This window comes from Amycolatopsis sp. NPDC043885, from assembly GCF_056435685.1.
The window spans coordinates 104718-130794 of the sequence record NZ_JBWKEA010000017.1 but is presented as its reverse complement, the minus strand read 5'-3'; the positions used below and the strand labels follow the sequence as shown (position 1 = coordinate 130794).

Here is a 26077-nt window from a genome sequence, read left to right as displayed (position 1 = left end):
CGTCGTCTACCGCCCTGACGGCGCTCGGGCCGGCCGTGGGGCTCGGTCATGTATCGCCCTTCCGTGCGCGATGTGCCGCTACCGCGTCGATCCACGCCTGCAGGATCTCGACCGCGGCCGCCTGATCGACGACGGCACGTTGCTTACGTCCCTTCACCCCACGCTGCGACAGCATCCTGGATGCCGTCACCGTGGTCAACCGCTCGTCGGCCAGTCGCACCGGCACCGGCGCGATCCTGGCGGCGACCTTTTCGGCATAGTCCAGCGCCGCTTCGGCCGCCGGCCCATGACGGTCCTTGAGCGTCCTCGGCAAGCCGACGACGACCTCGACCACGTCGTGTTCCGTGACGAGTCCGACGAGCAGGTCGACGTCCTTGTCGCCCGCCGCGTCGCGAGTGAGGGTAACGAGAGGGCTCGCGAGGATGGGGTCGGGATCGCTCAAGGCGACCCCGACCCGGACGGATCCGACATCCACGCCAAGCCGCCTGCCACGCCCCGGATCGGACTCTCCTGGCCGATCCGGGCGCCGCTGGGGGGCGTCGTCAGCCAACTTGGGCGACCGCCGCGCGCAGTGAGGCGATGGCCTGCTCGGCCCCGGCCGGGTTGGTGCCCCCGCCCTGTGCCATGTCCGGCTTGCCGCCGCCACGACCGCCGATCGCCTCGGCGAACGACGGGACGAGCTTGCCCGCCGCGATGCCCTTCTCCTGCGCCGCCTTCGTGGTGGCGACGACGAAGGCGACCTTCTCGCCTTGTGGGGCGAACAGCGCGACGATGCCGGGACGGTTGCCGAGCCTGCCGCGGATGTCCGAAGCCAGCGCGCGCAGGCCGTTCGAGTCGACGCCCTCGCCCAGCATCTGGGCGACGACCGCGACGCCGCCGATGTCCTCGGCCCTGTCCGCGAGCGAGCCCGCCGAGCCGAGCACCTGCTGGGTGCGCAGCTGCTCGATCTCCTTCTCGGCGTTCTTGAGCCGGGTGAGCACGTCGTCGATACGCGACGGCAGCTGCTCCGACGGCACCTTGAAGGTGTTCGCGAGCTGTGAGACGAGCAGCTGCTCTTTGCGGACGTACTTCAGCGCGTCCGTGCCGACGAGCGCCTCGACGCGGTGCACACCGGAACCGATGGACGAGTCGCCCACCAGCTTCACCAGGCCGAGCCGGCCGATGCGGTCGACGTGGGTGCCACCGCAGAGTTCGCGGGAGTACTCGCCCATGTCGACGACGCGGACGTCGTTGCCGTACTTCTCGCCGAACAGCGCGACCGCGCCCAGTTCGAGGGCTTTGTCCTTCGTGGTGACGAAGGTGTTCACCTCGACGTTGGTCTGGAGGTAGTCGTTGACCTCCTCCTCGACCTCGGTCAGCACGTCGGCCGACACGCCGCCGGAGGTGGTGAAGTCGAAGCGCATCCGGCCCGGCGAGTTCAGCGAACCGGCCTGCGCCGCGCGCTTGCCGTACGCGCCGCGCACGGCGGCGTGCACCAGGTGCGTCGCGGAGTGGGACCGCTCGATCGACAGACGGCGGTGCTGGTCGACCGAACCGGTCAGCGAGCTGCCGATGCCGACCTCGCCCTCGAGCACCTCGACGCGGTGCACGAACAGGCCCGGCACGATCTTCTGCACGTCGTGGACCTTGAGCTCGACGCCGTCGCCGAGCAGCACGCCGGTGTCGGCGACCTGGCCACCGCTCTCGGCGTAGAACGGCGTGCGGTCCAGGACCAGCTCCGCCTTCTTGCCCTCGCCGACGCTCGAGACCGGCACGCCGTCTTCGAGCAGCGCGACGACCTTCGCTTCGGCCTGCAGGTCGGTGTAGCCGAGGAACTCGGTCTCGCCGTTGCGCTCCAGCACCTTGCGGTACTCGGACAGGTCGCCGTGGCCGGTCTTGCGCGAAGCCGCGTCGGCCTTCGCGCGCTGCCGCTGCTCGTTCATGAGCGTGCGGAAGCCTTCTTCGTCGACGGACAGGCCCTGTTCGGACGCCATCTCCAGCGTCAGGTCGATCGGGAAGCCGTAGGTGTCGTGCAGCTGGAACGCCTTGTCGCCGGCCAGCAGCGACCCGCCGGCGCGCTTGGTCTCCTCGGCCGCGAGGTCGAAGATGCGCGAGCCGCTGGTGAGCGTGGAGAGGAAGGCCTCCTCCTCGACGCGCACGATGTCCTCGATGCGGTCGAAACCGGAGACCAGCTCGGGGTACGTCGGGCCCATGGTGTCGCGGACGACCGCCGCGAAGGCGGGCAGCACCGGCTCGTGCACGCCGAGCAGGCGCGCGGAGCGGATGATGCGGCGGAGCAGACGGCGCAGCACGTAGCCGCGGCCGTCGTTGCCCGGGGTGACGCCGTCGCCGATGAGCAGGACACCGGTGCGGGCGTGGTCGGCGATGACGCGGAAGCGGACGTCGTCGGTGTGGTCGGAGCCGTAGCGGCGGCCGGAGAACTCCTCGGCGCGGCCGATCACCGGGCGGACGAGGTCGGTCTCGTAGACGTTCTCGACGCCCTGGAGGATCGTAGCGACCCGCTCGACACCCATGCCGGTGTCGATGTTCTTCTTCGGCAGCTCACCGATCGGCTTGTGGCCGTGCTTCGGGCTCTTGTCTCCCCGCACGTCCTGCATGAAGACGAGGTTCCAGATCTCGATGTAACGGTCCTCGTCGGCGACCGGGCCGCCCTCGCGGCCGTAGTCCGGGCCGCGGTCGTAGTAGATCTCCGAACACGGACCGCCGGGACCGGGCACGCCCATGTCCCAGTAGTTGTCCTTGCCGTCACGGGACTGGATGCGCTCGCCGGGCAGGCCGGTGAGCTTCTTCCACAGGCCGGCCGCCTCGGCGTCGTCCTCGTAGACCGTCGCCCAGATGCGGGCTGGGTCGAGGCCGTAGCCGCCTTCGCTCTGGGGCTTGGTGATCAGCTCCCAGGCGTACTCGATGGCGCCTTCCTTGAAGTAGTCGCCGAACGAGAAGTTCCCGGCCATCTGGAAGAACGTGTTGTGCCGCGTGGTCTTGCCGACCTCGTCGATGTCCGGCGTGCGGACGCACTTCTGGACGCTGGTCGCGCGCGGGTACGGCGGCGGGGCCTCGCCGAGGAAGTACGGCTTGAACTGGACCATGCCCGCGTTGACGAACAGCAGGTTCGGGTCGTCGAGGATCAGCGGCGCGCTGGGGACGCGCGTGTGTCCCTTGTTCTCGAAATGGCTCAGAAAACGCTTCGTGATTTCGTGTGTTTCCACGGGATCGTCCTTGTATACGGGCTCGCGCGAAGGCGCGGGGAATGCGGACAGGCGAGAACGGCGAAGGGCTGGGATCTTCCGGTCGCGGAGGCGACCCGATCAGCCCTCCGCCCGGCGAGCTCGCCGGACCGGGCGCCGCGACGACGCCGCGTGCCTGCCCTCGGTCACGGGGGCCGTGCTCAAGCCGGTCCGTTCGGACACCATGTCGTGCAGCTCCTGTTCCCGTTCGCTCATCCCGGCGCGGACCTCCGCGCCGAACGAACCGACGGCGCCCGCGAGTTCCCGCACGGCGTCGCCCAGGTTCGAGGCTAACCCCGCAGGGGTGGCCTGGCGAGCGGTTTCCGTCGCTTTGCGTGACAGGGCGACGCCGGCGACCACACCGACGCCGAGCCAGAACAGGCGCTTCATTTGCGGCCCCGCTTCTTCGCCGGACGAGAGGCTTTCGCTTCCGCCTTCTTCCGGCGGGCCTTGATCGCCTTGCTGAGGCCGTAGGACAGCGCGGCCGTCTTCACCAGCGGTCCGCCGAGCGTCGCGGTGAACACCGACGACAGCGCGGACACGTTGCCGGACACGGCCTGCGCGTTGGCGGTGATGCCGTCGACCCGCTCCAGCTGCGTGTTGACGTGCGTGATCGTCTCGTTCGCGCCGATCAGCAGCGGGTCGGTGTTCTCGTGCGCCTTGCGGATGGCGATCGTGGCCTCGTCCAGGGTCCGGCCGAGCTTGAACAGCACGATCGCCAGCAGCACGACGAGTACGACGAATGCTCCTGCGGCGATCAGCGCGGCGATCTGCCCTGCCGACACGGGCCCTCCTCAAGGGTCTGCGGTCTTGGTGCCCGTGAGGTTACCGCGCAGGCGGCCGTTCAGCGGGGTCACCCCACCGGACGGTCACTCAGCGCAGTGACCTCACGACGAACCGGGGAGAACCGGGCGTCAGCGCCCGCTCTTGGGCGGCGTGGTCTTCACCTTGCTGGGCGGGTCTTCGGGCACGCGGCGGTTGCGGCGGTCGCTGCCCGACTGCGAGGAGGCGGCGGGTGCCCGTGTCTCCGGTTGGCCGGGCGAAGCCGTGGTCCGGACCGGAGCGGGCCTGGCGCTCGTGGGCGAAGTTTCGCGAACCGGCTCGGGCGCTCCCCACGATTCCGGCGGTGAAGCCGTTCGAGGCCCTTCTGTCGTTGTCGTGGGCGGCGCTGTCACGGACGGCGGGGGCGTCACCTCTGGCCCGGGCACCGGCCTGGGGCCCAGCGCGGTAGGCAGGTCAGGCACGCCGGAGAGCGCGAAGAGGAGAAGTGCTCCGTAAGAGGCGGCGGCGCCGGCACTGATCGCGATCCGGCGGACGACGCGGCGACGGCCTCCAGGATCGGCGAACACCGGCTTCGGGAGGTCTTCCCCACCGTCGTTTTCGTCGTGATGCTCAGGAATCACGGCCATCCGGGAATCGTACGGGCGGACCACTACGGACGCCGTGTCACCATCCGGCTACCGACTCCGAGTCGACCGGTTCGGTTCTTGTGACGTTCATGTTACTGGGTCAAGGTTCGGGCATGCCTGAACTGTCACGCCGTACGTTGCTGGGCGCCACCGGCGCCGCGGCCGCCACCACCCTTCTCCCGCCGTCCGTGCACGCCGCCATGGCCGAACCCATGCGCCGGGGCGGACTCGACGCCATCGAGCACGTGATCGTGCTGATGCAGGAGAACCGGTCGTTCGATCACTACTACGGCAGCCTGCGCGGTGTCCGGGGCTTCTCAGACACGCATCCGCTCGAACTGCCGTCGGGGACGTCGGTGTTCGAGCAGCCGAATCCGGCGGGCGGCACGGTGCTGCCGTTCTCGGTGCGCAAGGCGGCCGAACTCGCCGGGCGGAAACCGGACGACATCCAGTACCTCGGCGACCTCGACCACAGCTGGAACGGCAGCGGCAAGGCGTGGGCGCGTGGCTGGAACAACGGCTGGATCGCGGCGAAAACGCCGGCCACCATGACCTACTACGAGCGCCGCGACATCGCGCTCCAGTACGAACTCGCGGACACCTTCACCATCTGCGACGCCTACCACTGCTCGATCTTCGGCTCCACCAACCCGAACCGGAACTTCCTGTGGACCGGGACCACCGGGTTCGAACCGGGCAGCACGACGAACCGCGCGGTCACGAACGCGGCGTACTCCTACGACCACAAGGGCTACGACTGGACGACGTATCCGGAGCGCCTCGAAGCCGCCGGGGTGCCGTGGCAGATCTACCAGGAGTGGGACAACTTCACCGACAACGCCGTCGAGTACTTCGTGCCGTTCAAGAAGGTCGGCACGAAGATCCTCGCTTCGGTCGAGGGGAAGTTCCGCACCACCGAAGAGTTCTACGACACGCTGCTCAAGAAGACCCCCGAAGAGCGCACCAAGCTGCTGGCGCAGTTCGACGCCGGGGTCGCGAAACTGACGCCCGCCGAACGGAACCTGTTCAAGAAGGCCATGTACCGCAGCGAGCCGGAGACACTGGTGACCCGGCTGAAGGCGGACATCCAGGCGCGGCGGCTGCCCGCGGTCAGCTGGCTGGTGCCGTCCGCGAAGGACTCCGAGCACCCTGGCGCGTCCACTCCGGTCGGCAGCGCGAACCTGATCTACCGCGTGCTCGACGCGCTGGCGTCCGACCGCGAAACGTGGTCCAAGACGGTGCTGCTGATCAACTTCGACGAGAACGACGGTTACTTCGACCACGTTCCGCCGCCGATGCCGCCCGGGAACGCGGCCAACGACGCGGACCACTTCAACGGCCAGCCGCTCGGCTTCGGCCCGCGTGTGCCGATGACGGTCGTCTCGCCGTGGTCGATCGGCGGCAACGTCGACTCCACCGTGTACGACCACACCTCGGTGCTGCGGTTCCTCGAACGCTGGACCGGGATCGCCGAGCCCAACATCAGCAAGTGGCGGCGGACCGTCGCGGGTGATCTCACCGGTGCCTTCGACTTCTCGCGGGCCGGACGTCAGCCGCGGGTGAACCGGCCCGGACCGGTGCCCGCACCGATCAGCCGCTGGCGGCCGTCCGCCCCGGCGGAGCAGAGCCTGCCCGTGGCCGAGCCCGGCAGCCGGCCGTCCCGGCCGCTGCCGTACCAGGTGTCGGTGTCCGGCGCGGTGGACAAGTCGGGGAATCTGGCGCTTTCGCTGGCCAACAGCGGCTCGTCGTCGGCGCATTTCGCGCTGTACCCGTACAAGGGCGAATTCGCCGAGCCCGCGCACCGCGACGTCCGCGGCGAGGCACCGGAACTCGTGCGGCTGGCCGGTGACGACTACCGCGTCGTCGTCCAGGGGCCGAACCGGTCGTGGTGGGAACTGCGCGGAAACCGTCGCGGGGCCGCCGCGGGTGTCGATGTCCGGACGCGGTTCCTCACGTGGCGCTCGGGTGTCGAATTCAAGCTGTCCAACTCGGGCACTTCGGCGCTGACGCTGCGGCTGTCGTCTTCGCGGTTCACGCGCGTCGTGCGGGTCGGGGCCGGGCGTTCGGTCACGGTGGACTGGCCGGTTTCGGGCGGCTGGTACGACGTGAAGGTCACCGCGGACGGGGATCCGTCGTTCCTGCGGACGCTGACCGCGCGGGTGGAGAACGGGCGGACCGGCGTCTCCTGCTGATCGTTCCGTGAAGGCCTCCTTCCCTACTCTCAGGGTAGGGAAGGAGGCCTTCACGGACTTGTGCTTGATCACTGCCGGCGCCTCCGCCAGTACGCGAAGCAGACCGCCGCCAGCAGCGGTCCCCAGAGCAGGAGCGGGGCGTAGGTGAGTTCGAAGAAGGCGAGTTGCCAGCCGTGCAGTGACTTCGTGGGGTAGTCGTCCGGCAGGGGATCGCCTTGGAGGGTGCGCCCGGACATCTCGGTGGCGATGGCGGCGGTCCACAGAACGGTCAGGATCGTGGCGCCGAGAGCGGCGGGCACGACGGCGGCGAGGGGCGGTACCTTGCGGCCGCCCAGCAGCGGAATCCAGCGCGGGAGTACCTCTCCCCACTCGGCGACCAGCCCGATGGCGGTGAAGGCGAACAGTTCCGCGACGACGGACAACGCGATGACGTACACCGGCCCCGGCAACCACGAGGGGAGCTGGCCCGAACCGTGCGGGCCGTCACCGCCGACGTCGAAGACGACGGTCATGATCCGCCAAAGGCCGGAAGGGAGCACGGTGAAGGGGATGGCGTAGGCGGCGACCTTGGCCCACCTGGGGACTCCGGGCACCGGGGCGTGCGCTCTGGTCCATGCGGCGCGCAGTCGCCCGGTCGCGGTGGCTTGGTGGACGGTCATACGTGCTCCTCGGACGATCGGGTTCCGCTCGCTTGATCGGTTTCAACGATCACAGCCGCCCCGGTCCGCCGCGTCCCCCACCGGATTGAAGCGGGTCCACTCCGTGGGGGAGAGCACCTTATTCGATTGCGTGTGGGTCGCCGGCGTTTCTAGCGTCGCTTATGACCATCACCTTGCACGCGCTCTGTTTCGCCGCGCACGACCCGCGTCGTCTGGCGCGTTTCTGGGCGGGTCTCCTCGGCTGGGAAACCGACGGCGACACCCTGATCCCGAACGACGACACCGGTTTCCGGCTCGGTTTCGTGCCGTCGGCAGAACCGAAGACCCGCCAGAACCAGATGCATTTCGACCTGACGAGCGAATCCCCGGAAGACCAGCGGCGGACGGTTGCGAAGGCGCTCGAACTCGGCGGCGGCCACATCGACGTCGGCCAGCGTCCGGAGGAAGAACACGTGGTGCTCGCCGACCCCGAAGGCAACGAGTTCTGTGTCATCGAGCCGGGCAACGACTTCCTCGCCGAATGCGGATTCGTCGGCGCCGTCGCGTGCGACGGTTCGCAAGCGGCCGGCTGCTTCTGGAGCGAAGCGCTCGGCTGGCCGCTGGTGTGGGACAAGGACCAGGAGACGGCGATCCGGTCGCCGCACGGTGGCCCGAAGATCACCTGGGGCGGTCCGCCGTTCACCCCGAAAACCGGGCCGAACCGGCTGCGTTTCGTCCTGAGCGGTTCCCTGTCGGAAGCCGAGCGGCTCGTCGCGCTCGGCGCTTCACACCCCGGCATGGTGGAGGAACAGGTGGAGATGACGGATCCCGACGGGAACGAGTTTTCCTTCGTGGTGCGGGAAACGGCGGCATAACACGCGCCGGATGGGACCTGGAGTATGGCCATCGCCGCCGAAGCCGGACCTGACGAACCACAGGTACGCTCCGCCGTACGGCACCGGATGGAAATTGGTCTACACCTATTGACGCGCGGCAGGTCAGCGGCTCAAGCTGCTGGGACCGAGGGCCATCTTCCACTGTCGGAGGTTCGGCGTGCCAAGGAGAACCAGGAAACTACTCCCCCTGCTGGCGTCGCTCATCACGCTGGCCGGACTCATGATCGTCGTCATCACCCCGTCCCCGTCGAGCGCGGCAGGCCATGAGGACTGCCGACCCGACGGGCTGTACCGGACACCCGGCGTCGACACCCCCTACTGCACCGTCTACGACACAGCGGGCCGCGAATCCCTGGGAGAAGGGCATTCCCGCCGCGTGATCGGCTACTTCACCAGCTGGCGCACCGGGAAGAACGGCGCACCGGCCTATCTGGTCAACAACATCCCGTGGTCGAAGGTCACCCACCTCAACTACGCGTTCGCGCATGTGGACGCGCAGAACAAGGTCTCGGTCGGCGCGCCGAGCGCGACCAACGAGTCCATCGGCATGGAATGGCCGGGCGTTCCCGGCGCCGAGATGGATCCGTCGCTGCCCTACAAGGGACACTTCAACCTGCTGACCAAGTACAAGAAGCAGCACCCGAACGTGAAGTCGCTGATCTCGATCGGCGGCTGGGCCGAGACCGGTGGCTTCCTGAACCCCGACGGCACCCGCAACGCCTCCGGCGGGTTCTACAAGATGACGCAGACCCAGGCGGGTATCGACGTCTTCGCGGATTCCGTCGTGCAATTCCTGCGCACCTACGGTTTCAACGGCGCGGACATCGACTACGAGTACGCGACGTCGGCGAACTACGCCGGCAACCCGGACGACTACTGGATCGCGCAGGCCAACCGGGGCACTCTCTGGGCGGGCTACGAGAACCTGATGCGCACGCTGCGCGAGAAGCTCGACCGCGCGGGCGCCGCCGACGGCAAGCACTACCTGCTGACCGCCGCCGTGCCCGCGTCCGGCTGGTTGCTGCGCGGCCAGGAGGTCTACGGCGTCACGCGCTATCTCGACTACGCCAACATGATGAGCTACGACCTGCACGGCGCGTGGAACCAGTTCGTCGGGCCGAACGCCGCGCTCTACGACTCCGGCAACGACGCGGAACTCGCGCACTGGCAGGTGTACACGACACCGCAGTACGACGGGCAGGGCTATCTCAACACCGACTGGGCCTATCACTACTTCCGCGGTGCGATGCAGGCCGGCCGGATCAACATCGGCGTCGGGTTCTACACCCGCGGCTGGCAAGGTGTGTCCGGCGGGACCAACGGGTTGTGGGGCAAGGCCCCGCTGCCGGACCAGAAACAGTGTCCACCGGGCACCGGGTCACACGTCGGTTCGACGGTGCCGTGCGGCAACGGCGCGATCGGCATCGACAACCTCTGGCACGACCTCGGCCTGGCGGGCGGCGAGGTCCCCGCGGGCGCGAACCCGATGTGGCACGCGAAGAACCTCGAAAACGAGATCACCCCGGACTACCTGGAGGCGTACGGGCTGACCCCGAAGACCGACCCGGCGGACCGGATCTCCGGCTCCTACGACAGGTTCTACGACAACACGATGGTGACACCGTGGCTGTGGAACAACGACAAGAAGGTGTTCCTGTCCACTGAGGATGAGGCCTCGCTCGCCACGAAGGCCAAGTACGTGGCCGACAAGGGCATCGGCGGCATCATGATCTGGGAACTGGCGGGCGACTACGCCTTCGACGAAGCCAAGGGCCAGTACTTCATGGGCGACACGCTGATCACGAAGATCAACGACGGACTGCGCGGCGCCGCCCCGTACGGCAACGCCAAGTCGCCGCGTCCCGCACCGTCGTCGGTGCTGAACGCGAACGTGAACCTGACCGGATTCGCGCTGGGCGACGCGAACTACCCGATCACCCCGCGGATGCGCATCACCAACAATTCGACCACCACCATCCCCGGTGGGACGAAGATCGAGTTCGACTACGGGACCAGTGCGCCCGGCAGCATGTCCGACCAGTCGGGCTTCGGCCTGACGGTCACGAGCAAGGGCCACAGCGGGCCCAACGTCGGCGGGATGAAGGGAGACTTCCAGCACGTCGCGGTGACCGTGCCGACCTGGCAGAACATCGCACCGGGCGCCACCGTCGAGATCCGGCTGAACTACTACATGCCGATCGCCTCGCCGTCGAACTTCACGTTCACCTTCGGCGGGACGACCTACGCGATCGCGTCGGATCACCCGCGTGGCGGCGGTACCCCGCCGACCACGACCACCACCACGACTACCGGTACGACGACCACCACGACGAGTCCGACGACGACGCGGACGACGACCACCACCCCGACGACGACCACCACGGTGCCGTCCGACGCCTGGAAGCCGAACGTCGACTACGCCACGGGTGCTCGTGTGACCCACAACGGCGCGGCCTACGTATGCCGGCAGGGCCACCGGTCGCTGCCCGGCTGGGAGCCGCCGAACGTGCCTGCCCTCTGGACCCCCGCCTGACAGAGCCCGGCAGCGCGCTGAAGCTCGTGAGTGGTAAGGACGGTTCTAACCGTCCTTACCACTCACGAGCCCAAAGCGGTCAGTAACGCCCGGCGGTCAACTCGTCGAACCCCGGGAAGTCCCCCGCCAGCGTGGCGCCGGTGAAGTTGCCGACCCACCCGCCGTCGTCGTGGAAGAACCGGATGGACACGTAGTCGGGCCGCGTCCCCATGTCGAACCAGTGCGTGGTGTTCGCGGGCACGCTCAGCAGGTCCCCCGCCTCGCACAGCACCGCGTACACCTTGCCCCCGACGTGCAGGTAGAACACGCCGGACCCGCGCGCGAAGAAGCGGTCCTCGTCATCGTCGTGGGTGTGCTCGGCGAGGAACTTCTGCCGGGCTTCGGCGGCCTCGGCCGCCCAGCCGGGCTCGTCCGACGGGGTCATGCGGACGGCGTCCACGAAGGTGTAGCCCTCGGCCGCCGAGACCTTGCCGACCGGCTCCTCGTAGGCGGCCAGCACCTGTTCGGGCGTCACCTCGCGCGGCAGATCCGGGACGAGGTCCCACCGTTCGAAGCGGACACCGAGCCGCCCGAGTTCCCCGGTGATCACGGCCGGGTCCTCGGTCCTGAGCGCGATCTCGCCAGGCCGGTCGTCCGGCCACACGGTCAGCAGGGTCATCGCACTCCCCTTTCTCCACCGACAAGTCTTGTCTCTACCCGGAACCGGAGCAACCACTCCAAACATTCCAGGCGATGACGCGCGTGGCGCAGGTCATCCGCCCACACGTAGATGCCGTGCCGCGCGACGATCACCGCCGGCGTGTCCGCCCGGAACCCCGCCTCGAACGCGTCACCGAGGACGCGCATGTCCTGACCGTTCGCGATCACCGGGATGGTCACCAGGTCGTCGTGGGCGGCGCGGCCGAAACCCTTGAGCATCTCCAGGTCACGCAGTTCGACGCCGTCCGGCCAGTGCTCGGCGGCGACCACCGGCGCGAGGGCGTGCACGTGGATCACCGCGCCCGCGCCCGACACCGCCGCGATCCGAGCGTGCAGTCCCGCCTCGGCCGACGGCACCTTGTCCGGATGCGGCTGGTCGGCGACGGCCAGCCCGTCTTCGCCGACCACCACGACGTCGTCGCTGGTCAGCTCGCCTTTGTCCCGGCCGCTGACGGTGACGGCGACCCGCAGCGGATCACGGCCGAGCACCACCGAGAGGTTGCCGGACGTGCCCCGCAGCCAGCCCATTCCGGCGAACCGGGCGGACTCTTCGGCCAGCGCGCGCCCGGCGAGTTCCAGGAGACTCATCGAGGGACGACCTTCACCTCGTCGAATGTCCGGATGGTCCGGTGTGTCCCGAAATCCGCATCCCCGAACGGCTCACCGTCGCGGGCGAGGCCGACGGTCTGCCAGCCGTCGGCGGCGGCCCCGTCGAGCTCGGCCGGGACGTCGGAGAAGAACACGATGTCCCCCGGCTCGGCATCCAGCGCCGAGGCGATCGCGCGGTACGACGGCGCCTCACGTTTCGGCCCGGCGTTGACCGTGTCGAAATGCTTCTCGAACAAGCCGGTGACGTCGCCGTCGGTGGTCCGCGAGAACGACGCGATCTGCCCGGCGACCGAACCGGAGGAGAACACCGCGAGCCGCAGGCCGGACTCGTGCCACGACCGCAGCGCCGGGGCGACGTCGCCGAAGAACTCCGTCGTGAGGTCGCCCTCGGCGTACCCGCGCTGCCAGATGAGCCCCTGCAACGTCTTCAGCGGCGCGATCTTCTGATCCGCGTCCATCCAGCCGTGCAGCACCCGCACGACGTCCACTGTGGACGCATCCGCCGGGAGCCCGCCGAGTTCCCTGATCCGGGCCACGGCGCCGGCGACCTCGGGATCGTCCGGGTGGTCGTCGATCCACGGGCCCAGCCGCGGACGCGCGTAGTCGTAGAGGGTCACGTGCACGTAGCTGGTGGCGGTCAGCGTGCCCTCGATGTCGAGGACCACCCATCGGGCGGTCAGCGTTGCGGTCACTGGTTCGCTTCCCCTTCTGCGTAGTACTCGCGGAGCCGTCCGGGCTCGAAGGCCCCGCGGTCGGTCACCACCGCGGTCACGAACCGCGGTGGTGTCACGTCGAAGGCCGGATAGTGCCCACGGACGCGTTCGCTCGCGACGCGGTGGCCGAGCGCGCTCAGCACCTCGTCGCCGTCGCGGTATTCGATCGGCACGTCGGCGCCGGTCGGCGCCGCCTGGTCGGGCGCCTGGACCATCGCGTAGAACGGCACGCCGAACGCCTCCGCCGCCACCGCGAGCCCCAGCGTGCCGATCTTGTTGACCACATGACCGTCCATGGTGACCCGGTCGGCCGCGGTCACCAGCGCGCCGACCTCTCCGGAGGACAGCACCGCGGCGCCCATCCCGTCGGTGATCAGCCGGGTGTCGGCGCCCATCTCGGCGAGTGTCTCGGCGGTCAGCCGCGCACCCTGCAGGTACGGCCGGGTTTCCGTGCACAGGAAGGAGAACTCCTTGCCCTGCCGTCGCGCGGCGAGCACGAATTCGACCAGGTAGAGGTCAGCCCAGCAATGCGTCAGCACGGTCGCCCCGCCCGGCACCAGCGCCGCCGCGTGCTCGCCGAGCGCACGGCTGCGCGACCGATACAATTCGTCACCTGCTTGCGCTCCCCTCGACGCGGCCTCGATGAGGTCACCCGCCGATTTGTCCACTTCGGACAGTACGACGGCGACGGCCTTGCGCAGGTGGTTGTTGGTCTTGCGGGTCGCGATGATCCGTTCCCCCGCCCGCTCCAGGTACGCCCGCGGGTCCGCGAGCCCGGACGCCTCGCGAGCGGCGAGCACCATCGCGCCCAACGCGGCGAAATACGGCCCGGAAGACTGCGTGACCATCTCTTCGATCGCCACCGCGACCTCTTCCGAAGTCCGGCAGAGCACCCATTCCCGCTCGAACGGGAAGATCCGGCGGTCGAGGATGTGCACGCCTTCGCCGTCGAGGCGGACGCTTTCGGCGAGGATCGGCAGCGTCATCAGCTGTACCCCGAAAGGCACGGCGGGATCCCGTTGAGGAAGTGATCGCCGACCTCGCGCGCCTTGTACATCACGGGGTCGTGCAAGGTCAGCGTGCGGGCGTTGCGCCAGAAGCGGTCGAAGCCGTACTTCGTCGCGGTGGCCCGCGCGCCGGTGAACTCGAAGACCTTGCTCGTGGTTTCGACCGCGGCCCGGCTCGCGACGATCTTCGCCGAAGAGATCGCGATCGCCGCTTCGGCGCGCTCGGCCGGGGTCAGCTCGAAGCCGCGCTCGTCGGCCTCACCGAATGCGGCGACCGCGGCGTCGACGGCGAATCCGGCCGCCCGTGCCGTCGCGACCAGTTCGCCGTATCCGGCCAGGATGTACGGGTCCTGGGCCGCTTTGTCCACATCGGACAATATCCAGGGTCGCGCGGTCTCCCTCGTGTACACCGCCGCTGCGTCGAGCGCGCCTGCCGCGAGGCCGACGTACACCTGCGCGAGCATGAGCTGGAAGCCGATCGCCGCCAGGGAGATGCGGGGCACCCTCGGATCCGACTGGTCTTCCGGCTGGGCGCCGAGGACGTCGTCCTTGGCGACGTGGACGTCCTCGAACCGTACCGCGCCGCTCGCGGTGAGCCGCTGGCCGATGTTGTCCCAGTCACCGGGGAAGGTGATCCCGTCGGCCCGCGCGTCGACGACGAAGGTCAGCTTCTCGCCGTTGTCGGTCCTCGTCGCGCTGACCACCAGGCGGTCGGCGACGGCCGCGCCGGTGGCGAAGGTCTTGGTGCCCTCGACGGTGAACCCGCCGTCGGCCGGGGTCAGGAGCAGGGCGGCGTCGAGCGGGTTGCTCACGCCGGCCCAGAACCAGCCCGGTTCGCTCGTCGCGCGCGGCCCGAACAGGCCGGTGCGCCAAAGCTGCAGGTAGTGGTAACCGAGCAGATGACCGACCGACGCGTCCGCGGCGGAGACGATCCGGGTGGCCTCGTTCGCGGCCGCCCAGCCGGCGGTGTCGAGCAGGGGTAACAGCCCGGACTCGCGCAGGAGGCCGACTTCCCGGACCGGGAGATCTCCGGCGAGGTCCCGCTCGGCCGCGTCCGCCGCCAGGGCGCCCGCAAGCTCGAGCGCCGCTTTTCGCCACACTTCGGTCATTCCGCCCCTTCCACGTCGATGAGAGCGTCCAGCGCCACGCGGGTCGCCCTCGCCACCCCGGCGGCCACGACGTCGCGATGCGGGTCGTAGGCCGACGGGTCGGGGTGCTCGGGCCGCGCGTCGCCGTCGATCACGAGCACACCACCGGCCCGCAGGCCGCGCAATGCCGCGAACACCAGCAACGTGGAGAGTTCCCTCTCAATGGCGATCACCCGCGCGGCGAGGTATTCGGTCATCGGGAGGATGAGCACCAGCGGGCTGAACGCGGCCCGTGTCCACACCACACCCCGGTGCGCCTCCGGGGCCTCGCGGCTCAGCGCCACGACGATCTCCGGGGTGGCGAACGCCGGGTACTCCGGGTGGGTGCCGCCGGGTGTCCCGGCCGGGTGGACACGGTCGAGGTCGACCTCGCGTCCGGTCATCGCCGCGGCGAGCCTGGCGGCCGTCTGGGCCGCGGTGCGCCCGCGCGCTGACGCGGCCGTCCCGCAGCACCGTGACGTGGTCGCTGACGGCGAGGACCTCCTGGAGTTTGTGCGACACCAGCAGGATCGTGCGGTCCTCGGCGGCGAGGTCGCGCAGCACGCCGGCCACATCGGCGACGGGCCCCTCGGCATGCCCACGCCCGGACGCTCCGTGAAGGACTCCTTCCCTACCCTGAGAGTAGTGAAGGAGCCCTTCCTTGCGTCTAGCACAAGGAAGGGCTCCTTCATGTACTCGGCAGCGCCGTCATGGACCGAACCTAGGAATCACCTGGTGGAACCCGCGTGACCGGACCGATCACGACCGAAGGACCGGCGCTCGCGTCCCGGCTGGAAGCCGGCATCGCCCGAATGCGGACTAACGCTCACCCCGGATCGTGCGCCGCAGCTTCGGCACCCGCTCGTACAACGTCCGCTCCGCCCCTCGCTGCGTCGGCTCGTAGTAGTCCCGCCCCACCAGCTCGTCCGGCGGGTACTGTTGCGCCAGAACACCTTCCGGCACGTTGTGCGGATACCGGTATCCCTTCGCGTTGCCAAGCTTCTCCGCTCCCGCGTAGTGCCCGTCCCGCAGATGCGGCGGCACCGTCCCGATCCGCCCTGACCGGACGTCGCTGAGCGCGGCGTCGATGCCGGTGATGACGGCGTTCGACTTCGGCGCCGTCGCCAGGTGCACGGTCGCCTGCGCGAGCGCGAGACGGCCTTCCGGCATACCGATGAACTGCACGGCGTGCGCCGCCGCGACGGCCGACTGCAACGCCGTCGGATCGGCCATGCCGATGTCCTCGCTCGCGTGCACCACCAGCCGCCGGGCCAGGAACCGCGGGTCCTCCCCCGCCTCGATCATCCGCGCCAGGTAATGCAGCGCGGCGTCCACATCGGACCCTCGGATCGATTTGATGAACGCGCTGATGACGTCGTAGTGCTGATCGCCGTCGCGGTCGTAGCGCACCGCCGCCTTGTCCACTGTGGACTCGACAATGGCGAGGTCGATCGTCCTGGCCTCGGTCGCGCTCGCCGCGTCCGCGGCCGCCTCCAGCGCGGTGAGCGCGCGCCGCGCGTCGCCGGAGGCCAGCCGCACCAGATGTTCCCGCGCGTCTTCGGTCAGGGTGAGTTCGCCGCCGAGGCCGCGTTCGTCGGCCAGGGCACGCTCGATCAGCGCGCCGATGTCGGCGTCGGTCAGCGGCCGCAACTGCAGCACCAGCGACCGCGAAAGCAGCGGCGAGACGACGGAGAACGACGGGTTCTCCGTCGTGGCCGCCACCAGCAGCACCGTCCGGTCCTCGACGGCGCCGAGCAGGGCGTCCTGCTGGGTCTTGGAGAACCGGTGGACCTCGTCGATGAACAGCACCGTGTTCTCGGCGTTATATCGAAGCCTCCGCTGTGCCTCCTGAATGACCCCGCGCACCTCCTTCACCCCCGCCGACAACGCCGACATCGCCACGAACCGGCGGCCGGTCGCGGCCGAGACGAGGTTCGCCAACGTGGTCTTGCCCGTCCCCGGCGGACCGTAGAGCAGCACGGAAGCGGGAGCCGCGCCTTCGACGAGCCGCCGCAGCGGCGCCCCCTCCCGCAGCAGGTGCTGCTGGCCGACGACCTCGTCGAGCGAACGCGGCCTCATCCGCACCGCCAGCGGTGAGCCCGCCGGGACGGCGACGTCCCTCGACTCGGCCGGCTCCGGCGGCGGCCCGAGATCGGGGTTCACGGTGAAGAGTTCGTCCTGTGCCACGGTGTCGACGGTAGCCGTACCCACCGACGGTTCCGGCCACAGGTCAGCGCAGCCGCTCCCGGAACGAATGCCACATGATCACGGCCGCGTACGGCACGAACTCCCGGCCGCGCCGCCACACCCACGGGATGCCCTTCAGCACCAGCCAGCCGACGTGCCCGGCGGCACTCGGCTCCACGCCTCCCGAGCAGGTCAGGCTGACCGGCCGCGGCACCGCGAACCCGGCCTCGGCGAGCCGTTCGGTGAACCCGGTCGCCAGCATCCGGTGCCCGAGTTCCGACGGGTGCAGCCGGTCGACGCTCCACGCGGTGAGGTCGTAGGCGCCCGGCAGCAGTTCGAGGTCGAGACACGGCACGCTCTCGCGTTCGACGACCCCGTCGATGGCGGCGTTCAGCTCGGCCACTCGCTGGCTCAACGCCCGCCGCAGCGACTGCGGGAGGCGGAACACCTTGCCATGGTCGTGGTAGCGCACCGGGACCACGGTCGTGCCGACGGCGGCCAGCGCACGGATCACCTCGGTGAGGTCCGCGGCGATCTTCTCGGCGCTGAAATCGGGGCGCAGCGTGTCGTTCATCCCCGCCACCACCAGCGCGACGTCCGGCCGGTGCGACACGGCCGCGGGAAGCTGCTTCGTCAGCACACAGCCCATGCGGGCACCGGTGAACGACGGGTTCAGGTAGCCGCCCGGCTCGACACCCAGCGCCTCGGCGACGAGCGGGCCGACCCCGCGCCAGCCGCCTCGGTCCGGCAGCGGGTCGCCAAGGCCCACGGCCGTGGAATCGCCGAGCACGACCAGTCTGCGCGCGGACCTCGGAACGGCGGGCGCGGGAGGAAGGAGAGGTTCGGGACTCGGAGTGACTTCGACACTGATCACGGTCACGGTAGCCACCATCGGCCACGCAGACTCACCCGTGGTGATGCCTGGGTAACGCGGCGAGGACGGTCGAGCGAAAAGTCCGTGCGGTGGCTACCGGAACGCCGGATAGAACGCGAGATCCGCGTGCGGCCCCAGCCTCGCGCCGAGCGCCGCGGCGACCCTGGTGGCGTGCTCTGAGATGTGGGTCAGGCGGGCGCGCAGCGAGTGTTTGGCCAGTTCCCGCCACCAGGTCACCAGCGCGGCCTCCCGGCTGATCGGCGTGGCGTGCCGGTCCAGGTCCAGCTCCGGGAGGATCTCCCAGGTGATGACCCACAGCAGGAGCAGCTGACCGTCCATCAGGTGCTCGGCCAGCGCGTCTTCGTCCGCGAGCGCGGGCCAGACCGAGACGACCTCGGCCCGCCAGGCCGCGATCATCGCCTCGCTCATCCCCGGCGGCAGCGCCAGCGCGTCCTCACTCGACGCGAACGGGAGCCGCAGGTACGCCGCGTCCATCAAAGTGCTGCGCACCCGGCCGCGTTCGAAGTCGAGGAACCGCACTCCCCCGCTGGTCACGAGGTTGTTGTCCGGGCTGAGATCCACGGGGCTGAACGCCCGGTACGACGGCGAACCCGCTCGCTCGGCGACCTCCATGACCCGCTGTTGCACCGGCTCCGGCGTCTCGACGTCGAGCAGTTCCTCCAGCAGGCCGGGCAGTTGCGCGCAGACCGCGGGCAGCGGCGCGTCCTCGTTCTTGACCGGGCCGCCGAGACGGCGCAGCAGCGCGTTGAAATCGGGTTCGCGGCTCGCCGTGCTCGCGTGCAGCCTGCCCAGCGACCGGGCCCAGGACAGCAGCGCGCGTTCGGCGCCGCGCGCGTCACGCGCGTGGAGCTTGTCGTGCAGCGTCGGGACGCCGCCGAGGTCCTCGATCACCAGGACGCGGTCCCGGCCGTCGTGGGCCAGCAGCTCCGGGCACATGCGGTCCTCCGGCGCGAGCGCGGTGAACAGCTGGTAGCTGACCGCCTCCTGCGCGAACGGGTCGGGCCGTCCCGGTTCGGGTTGGTCGGGGTAGTGCTTGATGACCAGCGTGCGTGGCAGCGCGAACGGCGACGACGCCACCCGCGCCCGCACGACCGTGGCCGGGCCACTGCCGGCGAGGTCTTCGGGGGCGACGAGGGTGATCGCGCTGCCGAATCGGCGTGAGAGGACCGACTCGCCGGCGGCGAGTGCGGCCGCGACGGCGAGGGTTTCGGCTCCAGCTCCGACGGTCGAATCGTCGGCAGAGGAGGTATCGACTGTCATTGCCACCGACCCTACTCGTGACTGAGCAACCATGACCACTGAGATCCGGGCAATCGCGCGCTCTGGCGCGATCTGGGACTCATCCGCGTGAAAGCGGACGTTCCGTCACCCTCGATCGTTGCCCACGACGGCGCAATGTCAGCACAATGGCCGCAGCTGCAACGATTCCGATGAGATTGACCAGCAGCTGACCGGCCGAATAAAGGCACCGTTCCCACTGACCGGCAACCGCCGCGACCACCGCGTAACCCGCCGCGGGCACCGTCGTCACCGAGATGAACACGCCGACGAGCGCGGCGGATTTGGCCGAAGTCATGGAAAGCATCCCGGCCGCGCCGGCGAGCAACGCGACGATCAGCGACGCGACTCCGACCTTGTAGACGAAATCCACCTCGTGGTTCTCGGCGAGCTTGCTCACTTCGAGCACACCGGTGGCACCGCCCACCAGTACCACGCCGAGGGTGATCACCATCGCGATCGGGAAACCGCCGAGCAACGCGATTCCGCCCTGCTTCACGAGATCTTTCCGACGCAGCACCAGACCGACCGCGATCGCCGCCAGCGGTCCGAATTCCGGACCCACCACCATCGCACCGACGATGGTGACCGACGAGTTCGTGACGACACCGACCGCCGCCAACAGGCACGCGATGGTCAAAAACGCCTGAAATGTCCAAGTGAGGCGCGACTCCTCGCCGGTGCGGCCGACGAGTTCCTGCCACACCACCGCGTCCGCGGCCTCGCCCGGCGCGGCCTCCTCCGCCTTGTCGGCGGCGTCGGACACCGCGGTGTCCAGCGCCTCCAGCGTGATCCCGCCGGTGTGGTCGAGGTCGAGCCCGCACAGCGACTCGACGATCTCGTCGGTCGCCTCGCGCGCGATGTCCGCCTCGATCAAGTCGCCTTCGGGGGCGACCGCCACCCCACGATGCATCACGAGGTGCGCCGTCCCGGCGTGTGCCCGCAGGATCCGGATCGCTTCTTCGGTCCGGTCCGGCGGGCACACGGCCCTGAGATGGAGCATCAGTTCTTCACGGGCGGCGCGGGCTTGGCGTCGATGCCCGCCTCCTTGCGCTGCTCCGCGGTGATCGGCGCGGGAGCCGCGGTCAGCGGGTCGAACCCGCCGCCGGTCTTCGGGAACGCGATGACGTCACGCAGCGACTCGGCCTTGGCCAGCAGCATGACGATCCGGTCCCAGCCGAACGCGATCCCGCCGTGCGGCGGCGGACCGAAAGCGAAGGCGTCGAGCAGGAAACCGAACTTCTCCTGTGCCTCCTCCTCGGACAGGCCCATCAGCTCGAAGACCTGCTTCTGCAGTTCCTGCTGGTGGATACGGATCGAACCGCCGCCGATCTCGTTGCCGTTGCAGACGATGTCGTAGGCGTAGGCCAGCGCGTTGCCGGGGTCGTCGGCGAGTTTGCCGATCCACTCCGGGGTCGGCGAGGTGAAGGCGTGGTGCAGGGCCTTCCACTTGCCGCCGCCGACCGCGACGTCGTCGGACTCCTCGGCCGAGATGAACATCGGGAAGTCGACGACCCAGACGAACGACCAGGCGTTCTCGTCGATCAGGCCGAGACGGCTGCCGATCTCCAGCCGGGTGGCGCCCAGCAGCGCACGCGCGTCGGCGGGCTTGCCCGCGGCGAAGAAGACGCAGTCGCCAGGCTTGGCGCCGACGGCCTCGGCGACCGTCTCGCGCTCCTTCTCCGACAGGTTCTTCGCGACCGGCCCGCCGAGCGTGCCGTCCTCGTTGACCAGGATGTAGGCGAGACCGCGGTGGCCGCGCTGCTTGGCGAAGTCCTGCCAGGCGTCGAGGGTGCGGCGCGGCTGGTCGGCCCCGCCCGCCATCACGACGGCGCCGACGTACGGTGCCTGGAACACGCGGAACGGGGTGTCGGCGAAGAACGCCGTCATGTCGGTCAGTTCGAGGTCGAAGCGCAGGTCCGGCTTGTCCGAACCGTATTTCTCCATCGCCTCGGCGTAGGTGATGCGCCGGAACGGCCGGGGGATGTCGGCGCCGATCAGCTTCCACAGCGCCGTCACGATGTCCTCGCCGAGTGCGATGACGTCGTCCTGCTCGACGAAGCTCATCTCGATGTCGAGCTGGGTGAACTCCGGCTGCCGGTCGGCGCGGAAGTCCTCGTCCCGGTAGCAGCGTGCGATCTGGTAGTACCGCTCGAGACCGCCGACCATGAGCAGCTGCTTGAACAGCTGCGGCGACTGCGGGAGCGCGTACCAGGAGCCGGGCTTGAGCCGGGCGGGGACCACGAAGTCGCGGGCGCCCTCGGGGGTGGAGCGGGTCATGGTCGGGGTCTCGACCTCGACGAACTCCTGCGCGTGCAGCACCTCGCGGGCCGCGCGGTTCACCTCGCTGCGCAGGCGCATCGCGGCCGCGGGGCCGCTGCGGCGCAGGTCGAGGTAACGGTGCTTGAGCCGCACCTCCTCGCCGACGTCGACCCGGTCGTCGATCGGGAACGGCAGCACGGCGGCCTCGGACAGCACCTCGAGCTCGGTGGCCAGCACCTCGATCTCGCCGGTGGGGATCTCGGTGTTGGCGTTGCCCTCCGGCCGCTTCGAGACCTCGCCGACGATGCGGACGCAGTACTCGGAGCGCAACTGGTGGGCGCGCTCGGCCATCTCGCCCTCGCGGAAGACGACCTGGCTCACGCCGCTGGCGTCACGCAGATCGATGAAGATGACGCCGCCGTGATCGCGCCGCCGGGCCACCCATCCGGTGAGGGTGACCGTCTGACCGGCGTGCTCGGCACGCAAGGTGCCGGCTTTGTGGGTGCGAAGCACTGCGGGTGCTCTCCTTCGGCATCACGATTCTGCGATTCGACGGCTTTTCGCCGACGTCAAAGGCTAACGAATCACTCCGGATGCCTCGCGACCAGGTACAAACCCGGCGTTTCGTCAGATCGTCGGCCAGGCCTCCAGCGCCGCGACCATCCGCCGGGTGTGCGCCAGGTAGTCCGGCACGGACAGGACCCGGCCGTCGATGTTCTCCAGCAGCCAGCCCGAGGCCGCCTCCTTCGACGCGAAGAACTGCGTGCAGACCAGGGCCTCGACGTAGTCCTGGCCGAGGGCGAGGTCGATACCGGACAACCGCGACGCGGCGACCACGGCCTGCGGCGGGTCGACGCTCAAGACCCTTTCCCTGGTGAAGTGGACCCGGACGCGGGCCCCGGTCGCCGGGCAGACCGCGTCCGCGTGCACGGGTTCACCGGTGGCGACGGCCAGGAGGAACAAGTCGACGCGGTACCGGTCGGAGCCCGCGCGGTCGGCCGGGCGCGAGCCACGGTCCATCACGACCAGGCCGTCGCGGATGGCGAAACCCATCAGGTCCATCAGCCGGTGGGCTTCGGCGGGGTCCATGCCGACGGTCGCGGCGAGTCTTCCGATGGCGATGGGGTGTCTGCCCGCCCTGGTCAGCTTGGTCGCGGCCCAGGCGATGCGGACAGCGGCGGTGCGATCCGTACGGGTGGTCAACAGGCACCTCCTCGCCTTCGTCCCCGTTGAGATTAAGCACGAAAAGGTTTTCCGCCAAGTCACTGCGCCGAACGGCCGAATGCGTTGTGCGGTAAGAAAATTCACAGTGCGCATCGAGCAACGGGAAGACGCACTTTCGGCCGTATCGGGCGAAAGTGGTGCTACAGCAGTTTGAGCTGCTCGGCCGGCGGCACCACCGCCTCCCCCGAACGCTGCGCGGGCATCGTCACCTGCATCCGTTCCCCGTCGTCCGCACGGGAACCGAAGCCGTGACGGCGCAACAACGGGCCGACTTTGGCGCCGAGCCGCTCCCGATAGGACTTCGGGAGATACGCGCCGCGCGCGTACAGCTCGCGATATTTCGGCACCAGCTCCGGATGTTCCCGGCCGAGCCAGCGCGCGAACCATTCCCGCGCGCCCGGCCGCAGATGCAGCGGCAGGACGGTGACCCGGGTGGCACCGGCTTCGGCCAGCCGCGAGAACAGGGCGTCGAGCGCGGCCACCGAATCGGTCAGGTACGGGAGCACGGGGGCGACCAGCACCGAACACGGCAGCCCGGCGTCGCGTGCCTTGCGGATCAGGTCGAGCCTCGCCCGCGGGCTCGGCGTCCCCGGCTCCAGGCGGTGTTGCAGCTTCTCGTCCAGCAGTGCGAGCGAGATCGCCAGCCCAGCGGGCACGTCCTTCGACACCGATCCCAGCAACGGGAGATCCCTCGCCAGCACTGTTCCCTTGGTCAGGATCGACAGCGGCGTGCCCGAATCGGCCAGCGCGGTGATGATGCGCGGCATCAGCTTGTACCGGCCTTCGGCGCGTTGGTAGGGGTCGGTGTTCGTGCCCATCGCGACGTGCTCGCGTGTCCAGCTCGGCCTCCGCAGCTGCGCGGCCAGCACCTCGGGCGCGTTGACCTTCACGATCACCTGCGTGTCGAAATCGCGTCCGGCGTCGAAATCGAGGTACGTGTGGGTGTTCCTGGCGAAACAGTTGTGCGTGACCATGCCGTCAGCGATGAAGTCGCCCGTGCCGGTGGTGATGTCGAACAACGGCAGCTCGATGCCCAGCGGCTCGATGGACGTCACCTTCCGTCTCGTCCGGCCGATGGGGAGGCCGTCGAGCGATCGTTTCCAGCCGACGGCGGGGTCGGCGAGGTGGAAGAACCGCACCTCCTCCGCGGGCCCGCCGAGGATCTGCACCGTCCACAACGGACGGAACTTGGCGTTTTCGCTTCTGACGTAACGGAAGCCGAAGTTGCCCAGCGCGGAACAGAAGGTGGAGACGATGTCCTGTTCGTCATGGGTGACGCGCAGCGCGCCGTGCCGGTAGCTCCCGGCGAGGTCGAACAACCCGGCCAGGAATCCGCGCAGCCAATGGGAATCCGGCGACGGCGGCACCTGCACGAAGCCGACCGACGCACCGAAATCCGGCAGGTAGCGAAGCGCGCGGTCCGCTGCGTCCTTCTCGGCCGAGAACCCGCCGGAGCGCAACATTCCGCACAGATATCCGGCGCGATAGCCGAGGGTGTCGTCCGGGGTGCGGGCGAGTTTCCCGACGCCGACGAGTTCGGTGCCGCCGACCAGATGCGGCCGCTGCGCGGCGCCGAAACGGGTGCCAGTGACGTGTTTCCACCCGTGCCCGGTCAGGAACCGGTGATCGCCACTGGCCACGATGGACGTTCCGTCGTCGAGGGACAGGCGGTACGCCGGCTTCAGCGTCGACCAGTGCGCGAGGACCTTCGTCGGCACCAGGCGGCGCCCCGCGCCACGCCCGCGCGTCCCGTAGATCGCGTCGCCAGGCGCCAGCTCCGCCAGCGGCTTCGTCCGGCCGTCGGCCATCAGGACCGGCGTCCCGCCTTCGAGGCAGTACGTACACGCGTGAGAACAACCGCGGTACGGGTTCACCGTCCATCCGAACGGGACACCCGAGCCCTCGGGCACCTTGTTCAGCACGGATTTGGCGTGCACCTCGTGAAAGGTGACGCCGTCGAACTCGGGCGTGCGCACCGAACGCAGCAGCCCGTCCAATCCGGGCAGTACCGGCTCGCCGCCGTTCGCCCGCTGTCGATCCCATCGCACCCGGCCAGTCGAACACATGTTCTAGACGGGTGTCAAACAGATGTTCGAACACGGGTGACCTTCGCGGCATTCCGTCCTCTGGATGCGGTAGTTGCGCGCGCAAGTACCGCATCCAGAGGACGAAATGCGTGCTAGAGCTTCGTGATCTCCTCGGTCACGTACCCGGCGGGCTGGATCAGCCCCGCGCACCGGCTGTCCCCGCGCGGCGTCGCCGACCGGCGGCGCACCGTCACCGAGTAGAAGTCCTCGCCGCCGCGCACGGTGACGACCCGCGCGTCGGATTCGAGCAGCGGCTCCTCCTGCACGGCGAGCACGTCGTCCAGACCGGGGAGGTCCAGGCGCCGCCGGAGCGCGATCTCCGCGAACTGCGCCCACGCCGTCCGCGCCGACGTCCGGCCGCGAAGTTGCTCCGGCTCGACCTGGCCGCGCAGCGCGGCCTTGGCGACCAGCGCCGCTTCGGCCGGGTTGAGCTGGCCGTGCAGGAAACCGTCGGGGACCACCAGGAGATTGCCCGCCCAGCGGTCACCGCCGACATGGCTGACCTCCCAGGCCCGGCCGGGGTGGTTGGTGTTGAGCGTCGATGCCAGCGGGCGGCCGAGCACCGCGCAGCACATGTCCTTGGTGCCGTGCGTGCAGACCAGGAACAGCGGCCCGTCCACTCGCGTGCCGAGCCCGCCCATGCCTTCCGCGACCGCTTCGAGGTCCAGCTCGGCCAGCTCGCCGAGGTCGCGGATCTCCAGCCGCTCCAGCCAGCGGTTGCCCGGCTCTCCTCCGCCGACGTACACGGAACGGGGGCGATCCGGGTCGCGCCGATGTTTGCCCGGACGACGGATCAGCAGCGGACGGAGCCCGTGGGACCGTCTCAGGTTTTCGAGCAGCTCACGGCGCTCGGCGGGGAAGGCCTCGTCGAGGACGTTTTCCAGCGCGTCCGCGGACCAGGGACCCGGCTGCTCGATGAGCAGCCAGCAGCGCATGTCCGCGGCGGTGCCGGCGGGGCTCGCGCCCAGCATGCGCGCGACGGTGGCGCAGCCCGGCAACGCGGCGGGCGGCGCTGGGGTGTCCGAGAGCTGAGCGGTCATCGGCTGACCACTCCGGACTTCACCTTAGGCATGCCTTAGCTTACCCCGCCCGACCTC

The 26077-nt window shown here is 69.5% G+C and carries 22 protein-coding genes; 3 read left to right on the top strand and 19 right to left on the bottom strand.

Annotated elements, in window-relative coordinates; genetic code table 11:
• Positions 1 to 46: 46 nt before the first annotated feature.
• From ruvX to AC069I_RS34880, 4 genes are all read right to left on the bottom strand, one after another.
• Positions 47 to 550 carry a Holliday junction resolvase RuvX gene (ruvX, locus tag AC069I_RS34895; RefSeq protein WP_034318271.1) on the bottom strand — a complete coding sequence of 168 codons (504 nt, stop codon included), beginning with the start codon at positions 548 to 550 and terminating at the stop codon, positions 47 to 49.
• Positions 543 to 3206, bottom strand: coding sequence for an alanine--tRNA ligase (gene alaS / locus AC069I_RS34890; RefSeq protein ID WP_478267300.1), 2664 nt, complete (start codon positions 3204 to 3206; stop codon positions 543 to 545). The genes ruvX and alaS overlap by 8 nt, the downstream gene beginning before the upstream one ends.
• Before the next feature lie 99 nt (positions 3207 to 3305).
• Positions 3306 to 3614, bottom strand: coding sequence for a hypothetical protein (locus AC069I_RS34885; RefSeq protein ID WP_016333063.1), 309 nt, complete (start codon positions 3612 to 3614; stop codon positions 3306 to 3308).
• A complete protein-coding gene (locus AC069I_RS34880; RefSeq protein WP_007031187.1) occupies positions 3611 to 4009 on the bottom strand; it encodes a DUF948 domain-containing protein in 399 nt (132 codons plus the stop codon). The genes AC069I_RS34885 and AC069I_RS34880 overlap by 4 nt, the downstream gene beginning before the upstream one ends.
• Before the next feature lie 737 nt (positions 4010 to 4746).
• Here AC069I_RS34880 and AC069I_RS34875 point away from each other — a divergent pair.
• On the top strand, positions 4747 to 6825 hold the full coding sequence (locus tag AC069I_RS34875) for a phosphocholine-specific phospholipase C (RefSeq protein WP_478227907.1): 2079 nt from the start codon (positions 4747 to 4749) through the stop codon (positions 6823 to 6825).
• Between the two features lie 68 nt (positions 6826 to 6893).
• Here AC069I_RS34875 and AC069I_RS34870 read toward each other — a convergent pair whose 3' ends face one another.
• The gene (locus AC069I_RS34870; protein ID WP_478267299.1) at positions 6894 to 7484 is read right to left on the bottom strand and encodes a hypothetical protein; all 591 of its coding nucleotides are present in this window, start codon (positions 7482 to 7484) and stop codon (positions 6894 to 6896) included.
• A 161-nt stretch (positions 7485 to 7645) separates the two neighbouring features.
• On the opposite strand from AC069I_RS34870, the gene AC069I_RS34865 reads away from it, so the two are divergent.
• Positions 7646 to 8338: a VOC family protein gene (locus AC069I_RS34865; RefSeq protein WP_478267298.1), complete on the top strand. Its 693-nt coding sequence runs from the start codon at positions 7646 to 7648 to the stop codon at positions 8336 to 8338.
• Positions 8339 to 8516: 178 nt separating this feature from the next.
• Entirely contained in the window at positions 8517 to 10892 is a 2376-nt protein-coding gene (locus AC069I_RS34860; protein ID WP_478267297.1) for a chitinase C-terminal domain-containing protein, read from the top strand.
• A gap of 79 nt (positions 10893 to 10971) precedes the next feature.
• Here AC069I_RS34860 and AC069I_RS34855 read toward each other — a convergent pair whose 3' ends face one another.
• The 14 genes from AC069I_RS34855 to AC069I_RS34790 all read right to left on the bottom strand — a co-directional run bounded on the left by AC069I_RS34855 (position 10972) and on the right by AC069I_RS34790 (position 26020).
• Complete coding sequence (locus AC069I_RS34855) at positions 10972 to 11550, bottom strand: 1,2-dihydroxy-3-keto-5-methylthiopentene dioxygenase (protein ID WP_478227903.1); 579 nt, start codon at positions 11548 to 11550, stop codon at positions 10972 to 10974.
• A complete protein-coding gene (gene mtnB / locus AC069I_RS34850; RefSeq protein ID WP_478267296.1) occupies positions 11547 to 12179 on the bottom strand; it encodes a methylthioribulose 1-phosphate dehydratase in 633 nt (210 codons plus the stop codon). The genes AC069I_RS34855 and mtnB overlap by 4 nt, the downstream gene beginning before the upstream one ends.
• Positions 12176 to 12892, bottom strand: a complete 717-nt coding sequence (gene mtnC / locus AC069I_RS34845) for an acireductone synthase (protein ID WP_478227901.1) — start codon at positions 12890 to 12892, stop codon at positions 12176 to 12178. Before mtnC ends, mtnB begins: the two co-directional genes overlap by 4 nt.
• Positions 12889 to 13899: a s-methyl-5-thioribose-1-phosphate isomerase gene (locus tag AC069I_RS34840; RefSeq protein ID WP_478233803.1), complete on the bottom strand. Its 1011-nt coding sequence runs from the start codon at positions 13897 to 13899 to the stop codon at positions 12889 to 12891. The genes mtnC and AC069I_RS34840 overlap by 4 nt, the downstream gene beginning before the upstream one ends.
• Positions 13899 to 15029, bottom strand: coding sequence for an acyl-CoA dehydrogenase family protein (locus AC069I_RS34835; protein ID WP_478267295.1), 1131 nt, complete (start codon positions 15027 to 15029; stop codon positions 13899 to 13901). The genes AC069I_RS34840 and AC069I_RS34835 overlap by 1 nt, the downstream gene beginning before the upstream one ends.
• Positions 15026 to 15451, bottom strand: coding sequence for a phosphorylase family protein (locus AC069I_RS34830; protein WP_478227899.1), 426 nt, complete (start codon positions 15449 to 15451; stop codon positions 15026 to 15028). Before AC069I_RS34830 ends, AC069I_RS34835 begins: the two co-directional genes overlap by 4 nt.
• Positions 15452 to 15866: 415 nt before the next feature.
• A complete protein-coding gene (locus tag AC069I_RS34825) occupies positions 15867 to 17234 on the bottom strand; it encodes a replication-associated recombination protein A (protein WP_478267294.1) in 1368 nt (455 codons plus the stop codon).
• A gap of 43 nt (positions 17235 to 17277) precedes the next feature.
• Positions 17278 to 18126 (bottom strand): SGNH/GDSL hydrolase family protein, encoded by an 849-nt coding sequence (locus AC069I_RS34820; protein WP_478267293.1) that lies wholly within the window; start codon positions 18124 to 18126, stop codon positions 17278 to 17280.
• Between the two features lie 75 nt (positions 18127 to 18201).
• The gene (locus AC069I_RS34815) at positions 18202 to 19389 is read right to left on the bottom strand and encodes a phosphotransferase (protein ID WP_340683182.1); all 1188 of its coding nucleotides are present in this window, start codon (positions 19387 to 19389) and stop codon (positions 18202 to 18204) included.
• A 79-nt stretch (positions 19390 to 19468) separates the two neighbouring features.
• Positions 19469 to 20410 (bottom strand): DUF389 domain-containing protein, encoded by a 942-nt coding sequence (locus tag AC069I_RS34810; protein WP_478267292.1) that lies wholly within the window; start codon positions 20408 to 20410, stop codon positions 19469 to 19471.
• Positions 20410 to 22182 carry an aspartate--tRNA ligase gene (gene aspS / locus AC069I_RS34805; protein WP_340683184.1) on the bottom strand — a complete coding sequence of 591 codons (1773 nt, stop codon included), beginning with the start codon at positions 22180 to 22182 and terminating at the stop codon, positions 20410 to 20412. The genes AC069I_RS34810 and aspS overlap by 1 nt, the downstream gene beginning before the upstream one ends.
• A gap of 114 nt (positions 22183 to 22296) precedes the next feature.
• A complete protein-coding gene (merB, locus tag AC069I_RS34800) occupies positions 22297 to 22872 on the bottom strand; it encodes an organomercurial lyase (protein WP_340683185.1) in 576 nt (191 codons plus the stop codon).
• Between the two features lie 161 nt (positions 22873 to 23033).
• Complete coding sequence (locus AC069I_RS34795) at positions 23034 to 24941, bottom strand: intein-containing Rv2578c family radical SAM protein (protein WP_478267291.1); 1908 nt, start codon at positions 24939 to 24941, stop codon at positions 23034 to 23036.
• 131 nt (positions 24942 to 25072) lie between these two features.
• Positions 25073 to 26020, bottom strand: coding sequence for a sucrase ferredoxin (locus AC069I_RS34790; RefSeq protein WP_478267290.1), 948 nt, complete (start codon positions 26018 to 26020; stop codon positions 25073 to 25075).
• Between the last annotated feature and the right edge of the window lie 57 nt (positions 26021 to 26077).